Genomic DNA, 20,337 nt, shown 5'->3' with positions numbered 1-20,337 from the left:
GTAGTTACGATAGAGCCCGTTGCGGCGGTCCGACATACTCGCTGAGCGGACGTATCAACGCATTCGATGCGGTCTGCTCCATGATGTGGGCCGTCCATCCGGTGATCCTGCTCATCACGAAGATGGGTGTGAAGCAGGCAATGTCGAAGCCCATCAGGTAGTAGGCCGGCCCGGTCGGGAAGTCGAGGTTCGGTTTGATGCCGTTGGCCTCGGCCATGCCGTTCTCCAGGACCTCGTAGATGTCCAGCCACTTCTGCCCGTCGCGCACGGCGGCCACCCGCTCGAGCGCCTCCTTCATGGTGGGCACCCGGGAGTCGCCGTTTTTGTACACGCGGTGGCCGAACCCCATGATCTTCTCTTTTCGCGCCAGCTTGCCCCGCAACCATTCGGAAGCGTTTTCCGCTGAGCCTATTTCGAGCATGTCGTGCATCACGGCTTCGTTGGCTCCCCCGTGCAGCGGACCTTTCAGCGCGCCGATGGCCGCCGTGACCGCGCTGTAGATATCGGACTGGGTCGAGGTGACTACCCGCGCCGCGAACGTCGAGGCGTTGAAGCTGTGTTCGGCGTAGAGGACCATCGACTGCTCGAACGCCTCGACTACCACCTGCTCGCGGACATCGCCGAAGCACATGTGCAGAAAGTTCTGGGCGTAGCTCATGTGGCTGTGCGGCGCGATGGGTTCTAGGCCGCGCCGGCGCCGCATGTCGGCGGCCACGATGGTTGGCAGGACCGCCAACATCCGCAGCGACTTGGCGTAGTTGGCCGACTCGTCCCTGTCGTCCTCCTCGGGGTCTTCGGCACCCATGTGACTGATCAGCGTGCGCACCACGTCCATTGGATGGCAGGTGTCGGGCAGCTTCGCCAGCAGCGACAGCATGGTCCTATTCAGCCTGCGCGATGCGCGTTCGCGTTGGGTGAAGAGTGCCAGCTGGTGGTCGGTGGGCAGTTCGCCGTGCCAGAGCAGGTACGCCACCTGCTCGAAGCTGCAATTCTTGGCCAGGTCTTGCACCGCGTACCCGCGATAGGTCAGCGAGTTGGTCTCCGGGACCACCTTGGAGATGGCGGTGGTGTCGACGACGACACCGGCCAGGCCCTTGAAGACGCGGGGCTTGTCGTCGATGGTACTCACGGCGTGACTCCTTTGAGCGCGAAGTTGTAGATATCGGAATCGAATCGGTTGTATTCGGCGTACCGCAGCAACTCGTAGAGCCGGCCGCGATGCTGCATGCGGTCCAGCAAGGCGGATTGTGTTCCGGTATCGGCGATTTCACGAAGCCCAAGCTCGACGGCGTGCATCGCCAGGCGCAGCGTGGTCACCGGGTAGATGACCGCGTTGTAACCGATCTCGCTCAACTGCGTGGCGCTCAGCAGCGGAGATTTGCCGAACTCCGTCATGTTGGCCAGCAACGGCGTATCGACGGCCGCACGAAACCGCTCGAATTCCGCCGGCGTGTGCAGCGCCTCGGTGAAGATCAAATCGGCGCCCGCGTCCGCGTACGCCTTCGCCCGATCGATCGCGGCGTCGATGCCCTCGATGCCGGCGGCGTCGGTGCGGGCGCAGATGACGAAATTCGGGTCGCGCCGCGCCGATACGGCCGCCCGCAGCCGCCGCACCATCGCGCCGACCGGCACCACGGCCGTGCCGTCGAGATGCCCGCAGCGCTTCGGGTTCTCCTGATCCTCCAGGTGGCAGCCCGCCAGCCCGGCGTCTTCCAACATCGTCACGGTGCGGGCGGCGCTCATCGGTTCGCCGAACCCGGTGTCGGCGTCGATCAGGGTGGGCAGGTCGGTCACCGCGGCGATCTGTGCGCCGCGACCGGCCACCTCAGTCAGGGTGGTCAGCCCGATGTCGGGCAGGCCGAGGTCGGCCGACAGCACTGCCCCGGACACATAAACGCCGTCAAACCCGAGCTCACCGATCAGCTTGGCAACCAGTGGTGAAAATGCCCCCGGAAACCGTTGCAAACGACCACTTTTCAGCCCTTCACGGAAGCCGGCGCGCTTCCGGGATACAGGCAGGGCACCGCCGAGGAGACCGCTCATCAGAAGATTCCCGGTGCTACGGTCGGCGCCGCGTCGAACACGTGCTGACCGACTGTGACGTTGAGCGCGCCTAACGCCCCCGCTTGCAGGTCCGGAAGGGCTTCCGCCGCAGAGAGGAACCGCTGCTGCTCCGCCTCGGAGACAATGCCGTCCGCGAGCTCGGTGAACTTCCCGATATACTCCTTGCGCTCAAAAGGCCGGGCGCCCAGTGGATGCGCGTCGGCGACGGCGATCTCATCGACAATGACCTCACCGTTGGTGAGTGTGACCTCCGCGCGGGCGCCGAACGCCTTTTCAGCCGGGTCGGTGGAGTGGTATCGCCGGGTCCATTCGGGGTCCTCGCGTGTGGAGATCTTGTGCCACAACGCGATGGTTTCGGGCCGGTGCGCTCGCCTCGGGGCATAGGACCGCTCATGGTGCCAGGTGCCGTCCTCCAATGCGACCGCGAAGATGTACATCACCGAGTGGTCTAGCGTCTCGCGGGAAGCATCCGGATCGAACTTCTGCGGGTCTTGCGAACCGGTGCCGATCACGTAGTGGGTGTGGTGGCTGGTGTGCAGCACGATCGTGGCGATCTGGCCCAAGTCGCCGATCCGTTCGCGCAACCGACGGGCGAGGTCGATCAGGGCCTGGCTTTGGTATTCCGCCGAGTGTTCCTTGGTGTAGCTGTCCAGGATGGCCCGCTTCGGCTCGCCGGGCTCGGGCAGGGGAACGCGGTAGGTATGTTCGGGTCCCGACAGCAGCCAGGCGATGACGCCGTCCTCGCCCTCCCAGATGGGGGCGGGCGCGCCCTCGCCGCGCATGGCCCGGTCGATGGACTCGATGGCGACCTTGCTCGCCCAGGCCGGCGCGTACGCCTTCCAGCTGGAGATGAGGCCCTTGCGCGACTGCCGGGTGGAGGTGGTCAGGTGCAGCGCCTGGCCGATCGCGGAGTAGATGATCTCCTTGTCGAGACGCAGCATGGTTCCCAGGCCAGCGGCCACCGACGGCCCCAGGTGGGCAACGTGGTCAACCTTGTGCTCGTGCAAGCAGATTCCCTTGGCCAGATCGATCTGAATCTCGTAAGCGGTCGCGATGCCGCGGGTCAGGTCGGCCCCGCTGATCCCGAGGTGCTGGGCGACGGCCACCAGCGGGGGGATGTTGTCCCCCGGGTGGGAATACTCGGCGGCCAAAAACGTGTCGTGGAAGTCCAATTCGCGCACGGCAACCCCGTTGGCCCAGGCCGCCCACTCGGGGGAGTAATCGCCCTGGATCCCGAAGACCTTGGCGCCCTTGAACGAATTCGGGTGGGCGCTCGCCTGGGCACGGGCGGCGGCTACCGGGCGGCGGATGACCGACGCGGCCGACACGGCAGCGTTGTCGATGATGCGGTTGATGACCATCGCCTCGGTTTCCGCGGGCACCGGAACCGGATCCGTGGCCACCTCGGCGATCTTCGAAGCCAAGTGCTCACGACGGGGAAAGTCCTCGGCGCTGCGCCGGGTTCGAACCTGATGTATCCGCATAAGCCGCACAGTACGCACGGGCATTGCGGCGGTAAATCCCCTGTAAAAGCGTAATACTGTGTCCTTTGCTGCAACTTTCTGCGAATGTTGTGTAAGGGTGCGGCGTAGGGTGACACGGGTGGTGGCGAAGACGTTCGCCGGAGCGCGGCTACGGCGGTTACGCGAAGAGCATGGGCTGACCCAGGTGGCACTCGCGCGCCTCCTGGAACTATCGACCAGCTATGTCAATCAACTGGAAAACGACCAGCGGCCGATCACCGTTCCGGTGTTGCTCGCCCTCACCGAGCGATTCGACCTGCCCGCCCAATACTTCGCGCCCGATTCCGATGCGCGCCTGGTTTCGGACCTGCGGGAGGTCCTCGCCGATACGTCCGCGACCGCCGGCCAAATCGAGGAGTTGGTCGCCCGTATGCCGGCCGTCGGTCAGACCCTGGTCAACCTGCACCGCCGGTTGCACGATGCCACTGCGGACCTGGAAGCGCTGCATAGTCGCGCCAATATCGACACCCCGACAATCGCGCAGCAGCCCATGCCGTTTGAGGAGGTGCGCGACTTCTTCTACGACCGCAAGAACTACATCGGGGAGCTCGACCTCGCGGCCGAGGAACTGTTCGTGCGGACCGGGCTGCGGATTGGCGGGCTCGACGGGCAGCTGGCGGAAATGCTTGCCGACCGACTCGGCGTCACCGTCGTAGTGGACGACGGGCGGGTGCTGGATCCCAACGCCAAGAGGCTCTTTCACCCCGAATCGAACAGTTTGTATCTGGCGCGATGGCTCCATCCCGGCCAGCGCGCCTTCCAGCTAGCCACCCAGATCGCCCTGCTCACCCAGGGGCCTTTGATCACCGGCATCGTCGGCGCCGACGACCAACTCAGCGACGACGCACGCGGCGTGGCCCGCATCGGGCTGGCCAACTACTTCGCCGGCGCGCTGCTACTGCCCTACCGGGTGTTCCTCGACGCCGCCGAGGCGGCACGCTACGACATCGACCACCTGGCAAGGCGTTTCGAGGTGGGTTTCGAAACTGTGTGCCACCGCCTGTCCACCCTGCAACGACCGAACGCGCGCGGCGTCCCCTTCATCTTCGTCCGCACGGACAGTGCCGGAAACATCTCGAAACGACAGTCCGCGACGGCCTTTCACTTCTCCCGCGTCGGGGGGAACTGTCCGCTCTGGGTCGTGCACCACGCGTTTACCCGCCCGGGTCAATTCCTCACCCAGGTGGCCCAGATGCCCGACGCGCGAACCTATTTCTGGATCGCGCGTTCGACCGCCACCGAGGCCGCCCGCTACCTCGGGCCGGACAAACGTTTCGCCATCGGGCTCGGATGCGATATCGCGCACGCGGAGCAGCTCGTCTACTCCGTCGGCATCGATCTGGCGGACGGCGAGGCGACGGTGCCGATCGGAGCTGGGTGCAAGATCTGTGACCGGCCGACCTGTCCGCAGCGCGCTTTTCCCTATCTCGGCCGCCCGGTGCATGTCGATCCGCACAGCAGCACCGATCTGCCCTATCCGCCCGCGAGCCCGACCGAACAACCACTTCAGCATCGGGACCGCCAGCGGTATCGCCAACGGCAAGCTGGACAGGGCGGCGAGTCCCAATCCGACCAGCGACAGCAGGCCCCTGTCGATGCCTTGCCAGAGCACGAACCCACCGCAGAAGGGGAGTAACACGGTGGCGACGACGAACTTGACCGAGTCGCGCATACTCGGCTCTTCGCCGCTGGCATGCCGCGGCGGTTTTCCGCTGTCCGCGGTGTCCGGCGTGCGGAGCACCTTGACTGCGATGTAGATGCCGCCCACCATCGCGACCCAACCGAGGAACGGGAGCGCGGCCGCTCGGCGGAAGCCGTGCGGTGGCGGGTTGAAGGCCATCAGTGCACCGCTGATCGCCCATGTCGCCGCGACCACAGCGAGAGCGAGCCGACGCATCACCAGACCAGTATGCGGTCGGTGCTTCAATGGTGGGATGGGTGACCCCACGCCCCAGGTGGCCATTCTGGACGACTACGCTGGCGCGGCCCTGCGGCTCGCCGACTGGTCACCGGTGCAAACCCGTTCCCGCGTAACCGTTTTCGATCGGCACCTCGGTGAGGATGAGGCCGCCCACGCCCTGCGGCCCTTCGACGTCATCTGCACAATGCGTGAGCGAATGGCGCTGCCGCGCACGCTGCTCGACCGGCTGCCGAACCTGAAGCTGATCACCATCGTCGGGAGGAGCCTGCCCAACCTGGACCTGGCTGCAGCCACCGAGCGGGGGATCCTCGTCGCCCATACCGACTTCGCCCATCCGCGATTTCGAGCCGTGCACGACGCCACCCCCGAATTCGCCTGGGGATTGCTGATCGCCACGGTGCGGAACTTGGCCGAGGAACACCGCCGCATGCGGGACGGCGGCTGGCAAACGACGACCGGGCTCACCCTTTCCGGCAAGACGCTCGGACTGCTGGGCCTCGGGCGGGTGGGCGCCTGGATGGCCGAATACGGGCGGGTGTTCGGCATGGAAGTCATTGCGTGGAGCCAAAACCTGACCGCGGATGCGGCCGCGGCCGCTGGCGCGCGCCGGGTCGAGAAGGCGGTGCTGTTCGAGGAATCCGACATCGTCTCCATTCACGTCGTGCTTTCGGAACGCACCCGAGGGCTGGTCGGCCGCCCCGAACTCGCCCTGATGAAGCCGCACGCCTACCTGATCAACTCCTCGCGGGGGCCGATCGTCGACGAGGCCGCCTTGATGACCGCGTTGACGACGCGGCGCATCGCCGGCGCCGGTCTCGACGTCTACGACGTCGAACCGCTGCCGCCTGAGCACCCGTTGCGGCGGATTCCGAACGTCACCCTTTCTCCCCACCTGGGGTATGTCACTCGCGAGATGCTCAGCGCCTTTTACGCCGACACCGTGGAGGCGGTGGTCGCGTGGCTGGACGGGACCCCGGTCCGGATCGCCAACCTCGGTTGATCAGGCGCGCTTGCGTTTCCAGTGCGGGCTCTTGACCGCTTCGAGGGCCTCGGTGACATAACGGTCCAGCGGCCAGGAGCGCCCGGACTGTCTAACCCACCGCTGGAATCCGAAATCCGCTGCAGCGAAGGCTAATTGGACGAGGAGACCCGGGCGAATGTCCACGTCGGGGTTCACGCCCATGCGTTTGGCGATCAGCTTGGCCGCCCGTTCCTTGTCGGCGGGGGTCTGCACGGTGACCTTGCGAAGCAGGTCGGGGGCGACCAGCAGGGCCTCTCGCCATTCCTCGGTGTCGGCCTGTTCGAAGGACCGGGTGCGCATGACGATAGCGTTGATCAACGCGACGTCCGGGGACTCGTTGGCGGGCCGCTGTTCGAGGAGGTTCACGATAGCGGCGCCACCATGGCGAACGGGGGCCAGCAACAGCGCTTCTTTCGTCGGAACGTGCCGGAAGAAGGTGCGCGGGGAAACGCCTGCGGCGGCGGCGATTTCCTCCGTTGTCACGGCGTCGTATCCGCGTTCGACGAACAGCCGGAACGCCGCGCGCCTGATGTCGGCCCGGATCTGTGCGCGCTGCCGATCGCGCAGCGACGGCCCGCTCATCGGAAGCAGCCGATTCCACCGTCGACGTGGATGGTCTGCCCGGTGATGAACGTGGCGTCGGTGCCGAGCAGGAAGGCCACCAGCGCGCCGACGTCGGTGCGGACATCGCCGATGCGCTTCATCGGAACGCGGCTGACCGCCTTCGCATAGTCCTTGGGTGCGAACTCTTTCCAGAGCTTGACGCCCTCTGACTCGGCGAACGGGCAGATGACGTTGACGCGGATGTTGTCACGTCCCCATTCGAGGGCGGCGACCTTCGACAGGCCTCGAATGGCCTCCTTGGCGGCGGCGTACCCGCCCCACCGGGGTTCGCCGCCGGTTCCCGTCCCCGAGCCGAGGTTGACGATCGAGCCACCCCCCGCCTCGACCATCACGGGGTGCGCGGCCTGCATCAGCAGGAAAGTTGCCCGCGGCCCGACGTCGTGACCGAGCGCGAAATCCTCGGTGGTGATGTCGACGAAGGCCTTGGGCTCGTTGGTGGCGATCGCGTTGTTGACCAGTCCGTGGACCGTGCCGAAGGCGTCGACCGCGGCCGCCACGATGCGCTGGGCGCTGTCCGGGTCGCGCAGGTCGGCGGTCAGCTTCTCGACGCGGCCCATCGACGAGAGCTCCGCCGTCGTCGCGCCGAGTAACTCGTGCTGGAGGTCGACCAGCAGCACCGAGGCGCCGCGTTCCAGCAGGGCCGCGGCGACCCCCTTGCCGACGCCCTGGGCGGCGCCGGTGACAACGGCGACGTGGCCCTGCATCGAGGACGGGTGTGAGTACGTCATTCGGCCGGGCGCTCCATGTCGGTGACACCGACCACGAGGTGACAAAACGAGATGTCACCGAGGAGACCGGTCATGACGTGGCGAGGCCGGGAGCCGGGCGTCCGGCAAACAGTGGCAGATCTAGGTAGGTCTTGATGCCGGGCTCGGCGGCGCAGACGTCGGGGATGGCGTTCACGCAATGGTTGGCCGTGGCCACTACGCCCGGATTTTTCACCAGGCCCTCGGCGATCGTTTCGGGCTGCAGCCCCTTGAAGGTGAGGCTCACGGTCGGATCACCAGTGATCTCGACCTCGAAGCGTTCGCCGCGCCCGCCGAAATCCCAACCGGGATCCAGGTTTTCCTCGCCCATCAGCCAGTTCACGGCCGCCGTGATGGCGGGTTCGCCGTCCACGAGGGCCTGCCAGCGGAAGCGGCGCGCCGCCACCTTTCCGGTGGTGATCGGGAACGGCGCGTAGTCGATATCGGCGGTCGCCACCGCGACGTCCTGAATCGTTCGGATGTTCGGGTCGATGCGGAATCCCATGTGGTCGGCAATCATTCGCACCGACTGCTTGAAGCCCGCCTCGAGCAGGCTGGCCATGGGGCCCTGCATGGCCTCCTCGGGTGTGCCGCCGAAACCCATGATGTGGCGCACGACGTCCGGGGCGTTGTAGGTGCGGATGTCGGAGAACTCCTCCGCCCGGAGGTGGGTGACGGCCGAGGAAAGCGAGGACAGCATAAGCGGGAATCGCTCCGTGATGCCTCCGGGGTGGATCCCTGAGCCGTGCAGGGTCACTCCGGCTTCGGCCGCGGCTTCGGCAACGGCCCGGTGCCGCGAGTTGTTCGGGTCGGGGTACACCCAGCCGACCGGAGTGACCACGTTCTTGCCGGACCGCAGGATCGCGATGACCTCGTCATCGTTGGGCACCAGCGGGCTGTACAGGACGCAGTCGGCATCCAGCGCCAGGACCTCGTCGGCGCTGGACGTGGCGGTGACGCCGAGTTCGGTAGTTCCCAGGATCCGGCCGACGTCGACGCCGTTCTTCTCCGCGCTGTGAACCCAGCAGCCGGCCAGCTCCAGCTCCGGATGATTCAGGACGCAAGCAATCGCCGCCTTGCCGACTCCTCCGGTCGCCCATTGGATGACGCGCAGCTTGGATGGACTACTCATCGCGTGACCTCCGATGCTTTACACGTCAACGACCGAATGGCACAGTATGACCCGCTGACAGTGACTGTCAACGATGGCTTCGGGTGGGAAGGTCCTGTGCATGCGCGTCCTCGATGGCACGTCGCGGTCGTCACCGGAACTAGCCGCGGTGTGGGCGTCGGGATCTCCCACGAACTGCTCCGGGCCGGCGCCACCGTCGTCGGGTGTTCGCGCTCGCCCCTCGACGCCATTCTCGGTGTCGAGCCGGACTGGGCGGCCAGGGCCTCCAAAAGGTATGCGACCAAGGGGACTACCGCGCGATCGATTCCTTCGTCTCCGATGTCGTCGCCGAGCGCGGCCGGACCGGCATCCTGGTGAACAACGCCGGCGGAACGGTGCCTGTGCCGCATGCCGAGAGCATTCCCGAACTGGTACAACGCATTCAGGGCGCGCCCGGTGGTGACGACGAGTATGAGCGATCTGCTCTAATCGTGGCCATGAGCAATCCCCTGGAGCCCACCGCCTAGCAGTTCGCCGCCCTGGCCGCGCGCCCGGCGAATGAGCCGGTGGTGATGGTCAACCTGCTGAAGTTCAAGACCCCCGGCGGGGTGGATGCCTACCAGCGCTACGGCGTGGCCGTGATACCCCATCTTGAGCACGCTGGCGCCGTCGTCCGCTATGCCGGGATAGCGCCGACCGTCGTGATCGGCGATGGCGAACGGCCTTGGTGGGACGCCATTCTCATCGTCGAGTACCCGTCGCCGCAGGCATTCATCGACATGGTGACCGACCCCGGATATCTCAAGGCGCACAAGCCTCGCATCGAGGCGCTCGAGCGCGGCGACCTGATTGCGACCTCGACGTGGTCGCTGGCTTTCGACTGAGCGGGTCCTAGCGGGTTTCCGCCTGGTCGCGTCTAATTGGTGGATGGACCTGATGATGCCCACCGACGCGATATTTCTGCTGGGAGAATCGCGGGAACATCCCATGCATGTCGGCGGCCTGCAATTGTTCGAGCTGCCCAGCGGCGCGGGCCGCGGCTTCGTCCGGGAATTCTACGACCGTTTAGTGGCGCAGGATGATTTCCAGCCGACTTTCCGCAAGCATCCGGCGACGTTTGTCGGCGGCATCGCGAACCTGGGCTGGGCCTACGACAACGATGTCGACGTGGACTACCACGTTCGGCGCTCGGCGGTACCGTCGCCCGGGCGCATCCGCGAATTGCTCGAACTGACTTCCCGGTGGCACAGCAGCCTGCTCGATCGTCACCGTCCGCTGTGGGAGACCCACATCGTCGAGGGCCTCAAGGACGGCCGGTTCGCCATCTACACCAAGATCCACCATGCCCTGATCGACGGGGTCTCGGCGCAGAAACTCATGCAGCGCGCGCTGTCGACGGACCCCGAAGAGACCGAGATGCGCGCGCCTTGGACCTTGCCCAAAAGCAAGCGCAAGCGCAGCCCGGTAAGCCCTTTACGTTCTGCGTTGAACGCGGCGGGATCCATTGCGGCACTGGGTCCTTCGTCGCTTTCGCTGGCACGTGCCGCGCTGTTCGAGCAACAGCTGACGTTGCCGTTCGGCGCGCCGCGCACCATGCTGAACGTCAAGATCGGCGGCGCTCGCCGCTGCGCCGCGCAGTCCTGGTCGCTGGACCGGATCAAAAGCGTCAAGAAGGCCGCCGGCGTGACGGTCAACGACGTCGTTTTGGCGATGTGTTCGGGCGCCCTGCGCTACTACCTGCTCGAGCATGACGCGCTGCCGGACACGCCGCTGATCGCGATGGTCCCGGTGAGTCTTCGCACCGAAGACGAGGCGGACGCGGGGGGCAACCTCGTCGGCGCCATCCTGTGCAGCCTGGCCACCGACAGCGACGACCCGGCGCAACGGCTGGAGACCATCAGCGAGTCCATGCGGAGCAACAAGCAGGTGTTCTCTCAGCTGCCTCGGTTCCAGGCGCTGGCGCTGTCCGCGGCCAACACCTCGGCCCTGGCGTTGGCGGCGGTTCCCGGCTGGGTGGCGTCGACGTCGCCACCGTTCAACATCATCATTTCCAACGTGCCGGGGCCTACCCAGCCGATTTACTACGGGGGCGCTCGGCTCGACGGCAACTATCCCCTGTCCATTGCGCTGGACGGGCAGGCGCTCAACATCACGCTGGCCAGCAACGCCGGCAACCTGGACTTCGGTCTGGTGGGGTGCCGGCGCAGCGTTCCGCACCTGCAGCGCTTGCTCGCGCATTTGGAGTCCTCGCTCAAAGACCTGGAACGCGCCGTCGGGGCCTGACCAGCCGATGCCGAAGCTCAGTGCGGGTGTGCTGTTGTACCGGACCCGCGACGGCGTCGTCGAAGTCCTGATCGCGCATCCGGGCGGACCGTTCTGGGCGCGCAAGGACAACGGGGCCTGGTCGATTCCCAAAGGGGAGTACGCCGATGGTGATGATCCCTGGGCCGCCGCGCAACGCGAGTTCGCCGAAGAGTTGGGGCTCGCGGTGCCGCCCGGGGTCCGGCTGGAACTGGGCCAGCTGAAACAGTCTGGCGGGAAGGTAGTCACCGCCTTCGCCGTCCGCGGCGACCTCGATGTGACCGACGCGCGCAGCAACACCTTCGAATTGGAGTGGCCGAAGGGTTCGGGAAGGCTGCGGGAGTTCCCGGAAGTCGATCGGGTGGGCTGGTTCTCGGTGGCGCAGGCGCGCGTCAAGCTACTGAAGGGACAGCTCGCTTTTCTGGACCGCCTGATGGCTGATCCGGATCTGGCGGGGTTACGCGAAGACGTCTGACGTGCGTAGGCGTCAGCGGGACGACGCCGACGGGCAGAATGGCCGCATGACGACCGCGCCGACCGAATCCCAAGGGCTGCTGCTGCAGCTGCTGGACCCGGCCAACCGGCCCGACCCGTATCGACTCTGTGCGCGATTTCGCGATGGCGGCGCGCTGCAACTGGCCGATGCCAACCTGACAGTCTTCTCGAGCTACCGCGATTGCGACGAGGTGTTACGGCACCCCCTCTCGAGCAGCGACAACGTCAATTCGACGGTCGCCAAGCGCCAGGCCGAGGCCGGTACAACGCCACAAAGGCAGGGCCCGCCGGGCTTCTTGTTTCTCGATCCGCCCGACCACACGCGGCTGCGCAGGCTGGTCAGTAAGGCGTTCGCGCCGAAGGTGGTGAGCGCGCTGGAGCCCGAGATTCGGTCGCTGGTCGACGGGCTGCTCGATCGGGTCGCCCAACAGGGGCGCTTTGACGTCGTCGAGGATTTCGCCTATCCGCTGCCGGTGGCTGTGATCTGCCGGCTGCTCGGCGTGCCGCTCGATGACGAGCCGCGGTTCAGCCGCGCGTCGGCGTTGCTCGCTCAGGCGCTGGATCCGTTCTCGACGATCACCGGTGTGCCTCCCGCCGTCGCGAACGAGCGACAACAGGCCGGTGCGTGGCTGCGCACCTACTTCCACAGCCTGATCGAGCGCCGCCGTTCGCAACCCGGCGACGACCTGCTCTCGGGGCTGATCGCGGTGGAGGAGTCCGGAGACCAGCTGACCGAGGACGAGATCGTCGCGACCTGCAATCTGCTCCTGATCGCCGGACATGAGACCACGGTGAACCTGATCGGGAACGCCGTGCTGGCGATGCTGCGCAATTGCGAGGAGTGGACGGCTCTGGGCGCCGAAGCCGGTCGAGCGTCGGCTGTCGTGGAAGAGACTCTGCGTTACGACCCGCCGGTGCAACTGGTTGGCCGAATCGCTCTCGCCGACATGGTGATTGGCGGTGCCGAGGTACCCGCGGGTGACGTCATGATGTTGCTGCTCGCCGCGGCCCACCGCGACCCGGCTGAGTTCGACCGGCCCGACAGATTCGATCCCGGCCGGATGCCCTTGCGCCACTTAGGGTTTGGGCGCGGAGCCCACTACTGTCTGGGCGCACCCCTGGCCCGGTTGGAAGCTGGCGTCGCCCTGTCAGCCATCGCGGCGCGGTTCCCCGACGCCAGGCTGGACGGCGAGCCGGAGTACAAGGCCAACGTCACGCTGCGGGGATTGTCGCGGCTCATCGTCGCGGTCTAGCTCACCCGCGCTCCCACGGCGGGCTCTCGCCCATCTTCTTGTAGTACTTGGCCAGGTGGCTCTTGACCCGGTCCACGTCCGCCTTCGGCAGGTCGATACCGCCGCGGGCACCGTCCATGATGGCGCCGGCTGCCATCACTCCTCGTGGCACCGCCTTGAGATCGCCGCCCACCACATCGGCGATCAGCAACTTGTATGCCGTGAAGTTGTCCTTCTTGCCGTTGTCGTACCAGACGTGGGCGTCGCGATATTTCTGGTTCGGGCCGTCTTCGGCCGCGGCCCACTTGCGCACCCGCTTCTCGGCCGCGTCACCGTCCCATTGGCGGTCGCGATCGGCCAACGGCAGATCCTGAAACGCTGTCACTGACATGTAGGGCCGCGTGCCCGCCCGCGGTGGCCGTTAAACGTCCCGTTTGTTGACCCGCCATGCCGGCAGATAAGCGGTAGCGTCGTTGGTGCTGGCTGTGCTGTCGACGGTGTTCGCCCGCCACGCCAGCGGCGATGTGAACGGGAGACCACCATGAAGCACTGCATCGTCGGAGGACTGGCCGCCGTGCTGACGGCCGGAGGGCTGGTCGCCTTCGCGCCGGCGGCCAGCGCCGGGTGCCAATACGGCGGATCCTTTCTCAGTAAATGCGATGGTCCCGTCCAGCCCGACGGGACCTGGCAGCGTTGCGTGGGATTCACCCACCTGATCTGGAACGGCGCCAGCTCCTACCTGGTGCCGGATAAGCGCTGCGACCTGATGGGCCCTGACCAACACCCGGGGGACCTGGCCTTCGCCGACCCGCCGACTCACATCGACGGCTGAACCGAAAAGGCAGGGGATGGCCGCTGCCCGTGATTCGCGACTAGCGCGCGCCCAGGCCCGGCACGATGTCGCCGAGGCTGAAAGTGACCGGCTGTTCGAGTTGTTCGTAGGTGCATGAGCGCGGTTCGCGATCCGGACGCCACCGGCTGAACTGCGCCGTGTGCCTGAAGCGTCGGCCTTCCATGTGGTCGTAGCGGACCTCGACCACGCGCTCCGGCCGCAGCGGCACGAACGAAAGGTCTTTGCCTGCGTTCCAGCGGGAGAATTCGTTCTTGCGCGGCGTTCGTTCGCCGGCCTCGTGGGCGGCCCAATTCCACGGATGATCGTCGAAATCGGTGACGAGCGGCTGCAATTCGCTGAAGAGGCGCCGCCGCTCGGCCATCGGGAAGGCGCCGATGACGCCGACGGATGCGAGCTGCCCGTCGTCCTGGTAGAGCCCGAGCAGCAGCGAGCCGATCGAGTCGCCGCCGGACTTGTGGATGCGGTAGCCGGCGACGACGCAGTCGGCGGTCCGCTCGTGCTTGATCTTGAACATGACCCGCTTGTCGGGCTGATAGGTGACGGTCAGCGGCTTGGCGATGACGCCGTCGAGGCCGGCGCCCTCGAATTCGTCGAACCAGCGGTGCGCGAGGTCGATGTCGGTGGTGGCCGGCGTGACATGAATCGACGGGCCGGAGTCTGCCAGCGCCTCGACGAGTGCGGCGCGCCGCTCGGTGAATGGTCGCCGCGTGTAATCGTCGTTTTCCAGGGCGAGCAAGTCGAACGCGATGAACGACGCGGGCGTCGCCTCTGCGAGCATCCGCACCCGCGAATCCGCCGGGTGGATCCGTTGTTGCAGCGCCTCGAAATCCAGGCCGTGGTCCGTGGCGATGACGATCTCCCCGTCGATCACACAGCGTTGGGGCAGCTCGGACCCCACCGCGGCAACCAGCTCGGGAAAGTAGCGCGTCATCGGCCGCTCGTTCCGACTGCCCAACTCCACTTCGTCGCCGTCGCGGAAGCAGATGGACCGGAATCCGTCCCACTTGGGTTCGTACGACGCTTCGGGCGGGATCGATCGCACCGACTTGGCCAGCATGGGCGACACCGGGGGCATGACAGGTAAGTCCATAGGCCGATTGTGCTGGAATCGTTGGTATGGCTGCTGCAGAAGAGCTCGACGTCGACGGTATCGCGGTGCGCCTGACCAATCCGGACAAGGTCTACTTCCCCAAGCTGGGCACAAAGGGCACCAAGCGGCGGCTCGTCGAGTATTACAGAGCCATGGCGAGCGGCCCGATGCTGGACGCGCTGCGCGACCGGCCGACCCATCTGCAGCGCTTCCCGGACGGCATCGACGGCGAGGAGATCTATCAGAAACGGATTCCGCAGCACCATCCCGACTATCTTCAGACCTGCCGGGTCACGTTCCCCTCGGGGCGCACGGCCGACGCGCTGAAGGTGACGCACCCCTCGGCCATCGTGTGGGCGGCCCAGATGGGCACCATCACGCTGCATCCGTGGCAGGTGCGCTGTCCGGACACCGACCATCCCGACGAGTTGCGGATTGATTTGGATCCGCAACCAGGCGTCGCCTTCGAGCAGGCGCGGGCGGTCGCGGTCGACGTGTTGCGGCCGTTGCTCGACGAACTCGGTCTGACTGGGTATCCGAAGACATCTGGCGGCCGCGGCATACATGTTTTTCTGCGGATCGCCACGGACTGGGATTTCGTCGAGGTGCGCCGCGCGGGCATCGCGCTGGCCCGCGAGGTGGAGCGCCGCGCGCCCGAGGCCGTCACCACGTCGTGGTGGAAGGAAGAACGGGGCGAGCGCATCTTCGTCGATTTCAATCAGAACGCTCGGGACCGAACCATGGCGTCGGCATACTCGGTGCGGCGCACCCCAATCGCGACGGTGTCGACCCCGTTGACATGGGACGAGCTGGCCGACGCGGAACCCGACGACTACACCATGGCCACGGTGCCCGACCTCGTGATGAGTCGCGAGGACCCATGGGGCGCCATGGATAACGTGGCGCAGTCGATCGCGCGCCTACTTGAGATGGCAGATGCCGACGAAGAACGCGGCCTCGGCGACATGCCGTATCCGCCGAACTATCCCAAGATGCCGGGGGAGCCCAAACGCGTTCAGCCCAGCCGGGATACGGATCTGAACAAAGACAACAAGTCGAAGTGAATCCGCTTTGCCCGCCGCGAGCGCCCGCTTTGAAGCGATTTGTCACAGTGACGCTGGTCGCGTGAGCACGTGCCAGCGCCGAGCGGGCTATTGATTTGGCTACTGTGACCACTTCAAGTCCGCGTGAATCGACTTGATGTGCAGCCCAACAGGGCGCTCTATTGCTCAGCGCGTCGGTACGCACTGACTGGCGCGCCCGGCCCAAAAGTGTTCCGTAACAAGCGAAGCGTGCCAGTCAGTGCTATTACCAACCTACGGTGTGCAGGTGATTCCGGTGGCCCCGCCACTGCATGAGAAGGTGGGCAGCGTACATCCGGAGCTTGTCAATGCGGTGAAGGCCAGGACCAGCCCGAGAACAATCTTGTACTTCAAACGAGACATGACCACTCCGTTCATTGAAGAGAAATGTTTCGCCCGAGGAGCGCTATTCTACTTGTGCACAATGCGGAACGTGATGGTAATCAACGAATTTGCGCTGATCTATGTAGGTGATCAACAGCGCGAGACCGGTAGCATCGATCGATGATCCGGCTGGTCCCTCGGCCGGAAACTCGTTGCGCCACAGGCGTTAACCAATTTCGAGAAGTAAGAATTTCAGCCTGAACTCGTCCGACGATGAGCGGCGGATTCGGCAAAGCTACGCAGCATTGGATGTGTGTGCAGCACGACGACCTTAATATGAAAGAGCCTGACTTGCAAGAAGTTTCATCTCGAAGTGCCTCCGGAGAGGGTGGGTGCGCTTACTGGCGGGCTCAGTGCCACCAACGAAGCAGTCGAAAGCTCGTTACTGGCCCAACACGCAAAGCCCGCCAGTAGCGCAACCCCCTCAACGGTCGCCAGGCAATTTTACGGCGTGCAGACAAGCCCTCCGGTGCACGTGATGGTCAGCGGCACCGTGCAGCCGGAACTTGTCAAGGCGGTGAAGGCCAGGACCAGGCCGAGAACAACCTTGTACTTCAAGCGAGACATGAACCACTCCAACCCCTGAGGAGAAATGTTGCGCCCGAGGAGGGCTATATTACGTCAGTGCAATGCGGAATGCCATGGCATTCACTAAATGCGGGCAATCTACGTCAGTCGATTGAAGGCCGCGATCAGCGCCGTTGAGCGGCCTGCCACGGTCCGGTTGATGCGTCGTTGGCACCACTTTGCATTCACTCCCGAAATCGTCCCGAAGTAGCCGAGCGCAGGATAATATGAGCAGGCCCACGATCCGACCTACATTTCAAACAGTGCAGGTCCATGCGGAACGCGTTCCGGGGAAACGACATACGGGTTTGGCCGACGTGATGCGGCCTTTCTTCACGGTTATCGACTTTGGCATGCCCATTGCGATCCTGCCGGTGTGCTCGGTAAGCTGGCTCGACGACTAACACTGACCGAGCCGGCGGATTTGCACGTGCCAATTCCGGTCCCGTTCTACGAACCATCAGTGCTTTGAATGCATTTCGCGCCAACGCGCGTTCGCGCCCTGCTGACCTAAGGTCCCAAATCCGGTCAACACGACCCGGAAAAGTAGGCTTGACCGTTGTGCGGCCGCTGATTCGTGCGTGGGGCGCGACGTTGGTCCTCGCGCTCGCTGCCGCGGCCGGCGTCACTGTCGCACCGGCTGCGCGCGCCGAGCCGGGCGGCCGCGGCGCGGACGACCGCCTGGTTGGGTGGGACACCTACCGTCGGCTGGACCGGTTGCCCTATCTGCGCACCGACACGCAGGCTTTGCAGCTGTCCAGCTTCGACCGCAGCGGTGGTGATTACGACCTCTCCACCGGAAACCGCAACGGCACCGGCGGATGTTTGGCTTCCGGCGGCGCCGGCTGCGTCGTCGCGGAGGATCGCGGTGCCGGCGAGGTGGATTCGATATGGTTCACCCGCGACGGGGGCAGGGTGACCCGGATCGGAAACATCCGGGTGGAACTCGACGGCCAGACGGTGCTGGACGCTCCCTTGCAATCGGTGGTCGATGGTGGATTGGGTGCGCCATTCGAATGGCCGCTGGTGGCTAACGCGACGCAGTCGCCGGGCGGAGTGTATATAAAGGTGCCGATGCCCTACCGGGAGTCGATGCGCATCAGCGTCACATCCAATCTCGAGTATTACCACGTCGATTATCGACAATTCTCGACGGGCGAGGGTGTCACCACCTTCTCCCCCTCCGACCGTGCGCTCGACGTTCTCGCCATGCTGCGCGGAGCGGGCACCACCGACCCCAAACCGTGGGCAGCAAGGGCGGTTCACGACGACCGGGTCGTCGGTCTTTCCGCCGGCGCCGCGGCGACGATCGCGGAATCTGCGGGCCCGGGCAGCATCTCGGCGTTGCGATTGCAACTGCCCGAACCGACAGAGCCACTCCTGAACGGCTTGCGGCTGCGGCTGGAGTTCGACGGCCGGACCATGGTCGACTCCCCGCTCGGGGAGTTCTTCGGGGCCGGAATGGGTGCCGCGACGGTGCGGTCGCTGATGTTCGCCGCGATCCCGCAACCGTCGGGATCGATGACGCTGTCCGCATGGTGGCCGATGCCGTTCGCCCGCTCGGCTCGCCTCACGCTCGTGAACACCACCGGTGACCCCGTGGCCGGAATCGGCAGCGACGTGGCGACCGTTCCCGACCCCGAGTGGGAATCCGCGTTGGCGGCCGGCCGCGCCGGTTATTTCACCGCCCGTTCCCACTCCGCGCCGACCACGTTCGGTCAGGACTGGCTGTTCGCGGACGAACAGGGCCACGGCAAGTTCGTCGGCGTCAACCAGACCATCCGCGGTTACCGAATCAAAACTGCCTTCAGTGACACCGCCCCTTACTTTCTCGAAGGGGCGGAACGCGTGTATGCCGACGGTGCCGCATCGCCGCAGTGGTACGGCACCGGCACCGAGGACCTCTATGAGGGCGGCTGGTATTTCAAGGACGGCACCCGCTTCAGCGACCCGCTCACGGGTCAACCTGATCAACGCACGGCGACCGGCGGCTGCGCAGACTACTGCGTCGCCGTCTACCGGCTCATGCTCGCCGACGCCGTCGACTACCACTCCGCGATCCGCTTCGGCATCGAACACGGCAAGCGGAACATGGTCCAACCCGACTACAGCTCAACCGCATTCCTCTACACCCAACCCGACGACACCGTGGCCGCCGGGGACGATGTCCGCCCCAGCGACCCGGTCAGCCGACTGCTGCACGGCTACACCGACGCCGACGCCACCGATCAACTCCTGATCAGCCAATACGAGGGCAGCGAAGACACCCGTCCGGTCATCGGGTCGGTCCGGTCCACCACGGCCGCGATCACGTTCCACGTCGAGACCGCCCCCGACAATCGCGGCATCCTGTTGCGTCGCACGTCGGATCAGGCGAACGGATTCCAGCGCGCGGACGTCGCGGTCGACGGTGTTCCCGTCGGGACCTGGTTGCAGCCGCGGAACAACGCCATCCACCGCTGGCTCGACGACGCCTATCTGGTACCGCCGCCGGTCACTGCCGGCAAGGCGCAACTGACGATCACCCTTACGCCCGCGCCCGACTCCCCGCCCTGGACGGCGAGCCGCTACCAGCTCGAGACAGTGACCGGTTGACCATTAGCCGGTGGTAGACCGCATCACCCGACCGGCCAGGAAGTAGGCGATCAACACGCCCGTCAACCCGGCGACGGGAGCCAGCGAGGACGACCACCCCGACAACACGAAATAGCCGAAGGCGGCCCCGACAACCAGCAGGGCGGCATGCAGGGGCGTCCAGCGCTCGACGGACGGCAACCAAAACGCCAACCCCATGCCAAGGAGCAGCGCCAGAACGTGGCCGAACGCGGTGAACTCCGCGTCGAGCGTCGCCAGCACCGCAATACCAAGCCACCAACCGATCCAGGCCGGCCGCCAGCGCAGGGGTATCGATGCGGTTAACGCGCCCAACACGCACACCGCGCCGTAGCTGATCCCGACGTCGGTGGCGCGGGCCACCGAGAACGGCAGCCAGCCAGTCTCGACCGCGGCCACCAACCCCGCCGCGACGATCACGGTGGCGCCGACGTGGCCGACGGCGAAGGTGATCAGCAGACCCCGCCCGCGCCAGATGAGTTCACCCAGTGCGAGCAGGCACACCAGGCCCGGCAGCCAGAGATAGACGTCGCCGTCGTCGCTGACGAACGCGCTTCCGACCAAGCTGCCTAGGTTGCCGTGCGCCAGGTTGTGCAGATTGGTGCTCATATCTCTGACCACCGCGGCGCGGGTGTGCTCACCCAGCACCGACAGGGTGGCCGAGACGGCGAGCAGCATGATGGCATATGCCGCCGTGACACGCAGGCGTG

Annotated in this window: 18 protein-coding genes and 2 pseudogenes; 10 read left to right on the top strand and 10 right to left on the bottom strand. The window is 65.8% G+C overall.

What is annotated here, in order from left to right:
• Positions 1-4: 4 nt before the first annotated feature.
• From A5695_RS17335 to prpD, 3 genes are read right to left on the bottom strand one after another with little or no spacing between them, the layout of a single operon-like run.
• A complete protein-coding gene (locus A5695_RS17335; protein ID WP_068084582.1) occupies positions 5-1,129 on the bottom strand; it encodes a bifunctional 2-methylcitrate synthase/citrate synthase in 1,125 nt (374 codons plus the stop codon).
• On the bottom strand, positions 1,126-2,043 hold the full coding sequence (gene prpB / locus A5695_RS17330; protein WP_068084579.1) for a methylisocitrate lyase: 918 nt from the start codon (positions 2,041-2,043) through the stop codon (positions 1,126-1,128). The genes A5695_RS17335 and prpB overlap by 4 nt, the downstream gene beginning before the upstream one ends.
• Entirely contained in the window at positions 2,043-3,548 is a 1,506-nt protein-coding gene (prpD, locus tag A5695_RS17325) for a 2-methylcitrate dehydratase PrpD (protein ID WP_068084576.1), read from the bottom strand. The genes prpB and prpD overlap by 1 nt, the downstream gene beginning before the upstream one ends.
• A gap of 121 nt (positions 3,549-3,669) precedes the next feature.
• On the opposite strand from prpD, the pseudogene A5695_RS17320 reads away from it, so the two are divergent.
• Positions 3,670-5,073 (top strand): annotated as a pseudogene (locus A5695_RS17320) (short-chain fatty acyl-CoA regulator family protein); the annotation flags it as partial.
• Between the two features lie 448 nt (positions 5,074-5,521).
• Entirely contained in the window at positions 5,522-6,508 is a 987-nt protein-coding gene (locus tag A5695_RS17315) for a D-2-hydroxyacid dehydrogenase family protein (RefSeq protein ID WP_068084573.1), read from the top strand.
• On the opposite strand, the gene A5695_RS17310 is transcribed toward A5695_RS17315, so the two are convergent.
• From A5695_RS17310 to A5695_RS17300, 3 genes are all read right to left on the bottom strand, one after another.
• Positions 6,509-7,111 (bottom strand): TetR/AcrR family transcriptional regulator, encoded by a 603-nt coding sequence (locus A5695_RS17310; protein ID WP_068084569.1) that lies wholly within the window; start codon positions 7,109-7,111, stop codon positions 6,509-6,511.
• Positions 7,108-7,881 (bottom strand): SDR family NAD(P)-dependent oxidoreductase, encoded by a 774-nt coding sequence (locus A5695_RS17305; RefSeq protein WP_068084566.1) that lies wholly within the window; start codon positions 7,879-7,881, stop codon positions 7,108-7,110. Before A5695_RS17305 ends, A5695_RS17310 begins: the two co-directional genes overlap by 4 nt.
• Before the next feature lie 70 nt (positions 7,882-7,951).
• The gene (locus tag A5695_RS17300; RefSeq protein WP_068084563.1) at positions 7,952-9,031 is read right to left on the bottom strand and encodes a dihydrodipicolinate reductase; all 1,080 of its coding nucleotides are present in this window, start codon (positions 9,029-9,031) and stop codon (positions 7,952-7,954) included.
• 100 nt (positions 9,032-9,131) lie between these two features.
• Between A5695_RS17300 and A5695_RS28680 the strand changes: the two are divergent.
• The 5 genes and pseudogenes from A5695_RS28680 to A5695_RS17275 all read left to right on the top strand — a co-directional run.
• Positions 9,132-9,513, top strand: a pseudogene (locus A5695_RS28680) (SDR family NAD(P)-dependent oxidoreductase); the annotation flags it as partial.
• A gap of 69 nt (positions 9,514-9,582) precedes the next feature.
• Entirely contained in the window at positions 9,583-9,894 is a 312-nt protein-coding gene (locus tag A5695_RS17290; protein ID WP_231974884.1) for a DUF1330 domain-containing protein, read from the top strand.
• Between the two features lie 43 nt (positions 9,895-9,937).
• The gene (locus A5695_RS17285) at positions 9,938-11,293 is read left to right on the top strand and encodes a wax ester/triacylglycerol synthase family O-acyltransferase (RefSeq protein ID WP_068084553.1); all 1,356 of its coding nucleotides are present in this window, start codon (positions 9,938-9,940) and stop codon (positions 11,291-11,293) included.
• Between the two features lie 7 nt (positions 11,294-11,300).
• A complete protein-coding gene (locus A5695_RS17280; RefSeq protein ID WP_068084550.1) occupies positions 11,301-11,786 on the top strand; it encodes an NUDIX domain-containing protein in 486 nt (161 codons plus the stop codon).
• A gap of 46 nt (positions 11,787-11,832) precedes the next feature.
• Entirely contained in the window at positions 11,833-13,059 is a 1,227-nt protein-coding gene (locus A5695_RS17275; RefSeq protein WP_068084548.1) for a cytochrome P450, read from the top strand.
• A 1-nt stretch (position 13,060) separates the two neighbouring features.
• Here A5695_RS17275 and A5695_RS17270 read toward each other — a convergent pair whose 3' ends face one another.
• Positions 13,061-13,429 carry a hypothetical protein gene (locus A5695_RS17270; RefSeq protein WP_068084545.1) on the bottom strand — a complete coding sequence of 123 codons (369 nt, stop codon included), beginning with the start codon at positions 13,427-13,429 and terminating at the stop codon, positions 13,061-13,063.
• Positions 13,430-13,579: 150 nt separating this feature from the next.
• Here A5695_RS17270 and A5695_RS17265 point away from each other — a divergent pair, with 150 nt between their 5' ends.
• A complete protein-coding gene (locus A5695_RS17265; RefSeq protein WP_068084541.1) occupies positions 13,580-13,870 on the top strand; it encodes a hypothetical protein in 291 nt (96 codons plus the stop codon).
• A 40-nt stretch (positions 13,871-13,910) separates the two neighbouring features.
• Here A5695_RS17265 and A5695_RS17260 read toward each other — a convergent pair whose 3' ends face one another.
• Positions 13,911-14,981, bottom strand: a complete 1,071-nt coding sequence (locus A5695_RS17260) for an ATP-dependent DNA ligase (RefSeq protein ID WP_068084538.1) — start codon at positions 14,979-14,981, stop codon at positions 13,911-13,913.
• Between the two features lie 26 nt (positions 14,982-15,007).
• Here A5695_RS17260 and ligD point away from each other — a divergent pair, with 26 nt between their 5' ends.
• The gene (ligD, locus tag A5695_RS17255; RefSeq protein WP_068084535.1) at positions 15,008-16,045 is read left to right on the top strand and encodes a non-homologous end-joining DNA ligase; all 1,038 of its coding nucleotides are present in this window, start codon (positions 15,008-15,010) and stop codon (positions 16,043-16,045) included.
• Positions 16,046-16,891: 846 nt separating this feature from the next.
• On the opposite strand, the gene A5695_RS30055 is transcribed toward ligD, so the two are convergent.
• Positions 16,892-17,014, bottom strand: coding sequence for a hypothetical protein (locus A5695_RS30055; RefSeq protein ID WP_255398685.1), 123 nt, complete (start codon positions 17,012-17,014; stop codon positions 16,892-16,894).
• Between the two features lie 570 nt (positions 17,015-17,584).
• On the opposite strand from A5695_RS30055, the gene A5695_RS17245 reads away from it, so the two are divergent.
• Positions 17,585-19,609, top strand: coding sequence for a glycoside hydrolase family 172 protein (locus A5695_RS17245; protein WP_369830204.1), 2,025 nt, complete (start codon positions 17,585-17,587; stop codon positions 19,607-19,609).
• A gap of 3 nt (positions 19,610-19,612) precedes the next feature.
• Here A5695_RS17245 and A5695_RS17240 read toward each other — a convergent pair whose 3' ends face one another.
• On the bottom strand, positions 19,613-20,305 hold the full coding sequence (locus A5695_RS17240; protein ID WP_231974881.1) for a rhomboid-like protein: 693 nt from the start codon (positions 20,303-20,305) through the stop codon (positions 19,613-19,615).
• Positions 20,306-20,337: the final 32 nt, after the last annotated feature.

This window comes from Mycobacterium sp. E1747, from assembly GCF_001667775.1.
Classification (GTDB): domain Bacteria; phylum Actinomycetota; class Actinomycetes; order Mycobacteriales; family Mycobacteriaceae; genus Mycobacterium.
The sequence above is the reverse complement of the archived record's forward strand: the minus strand, read 5'-3'. Positions and strand labels throughout refer to the sequence as shown.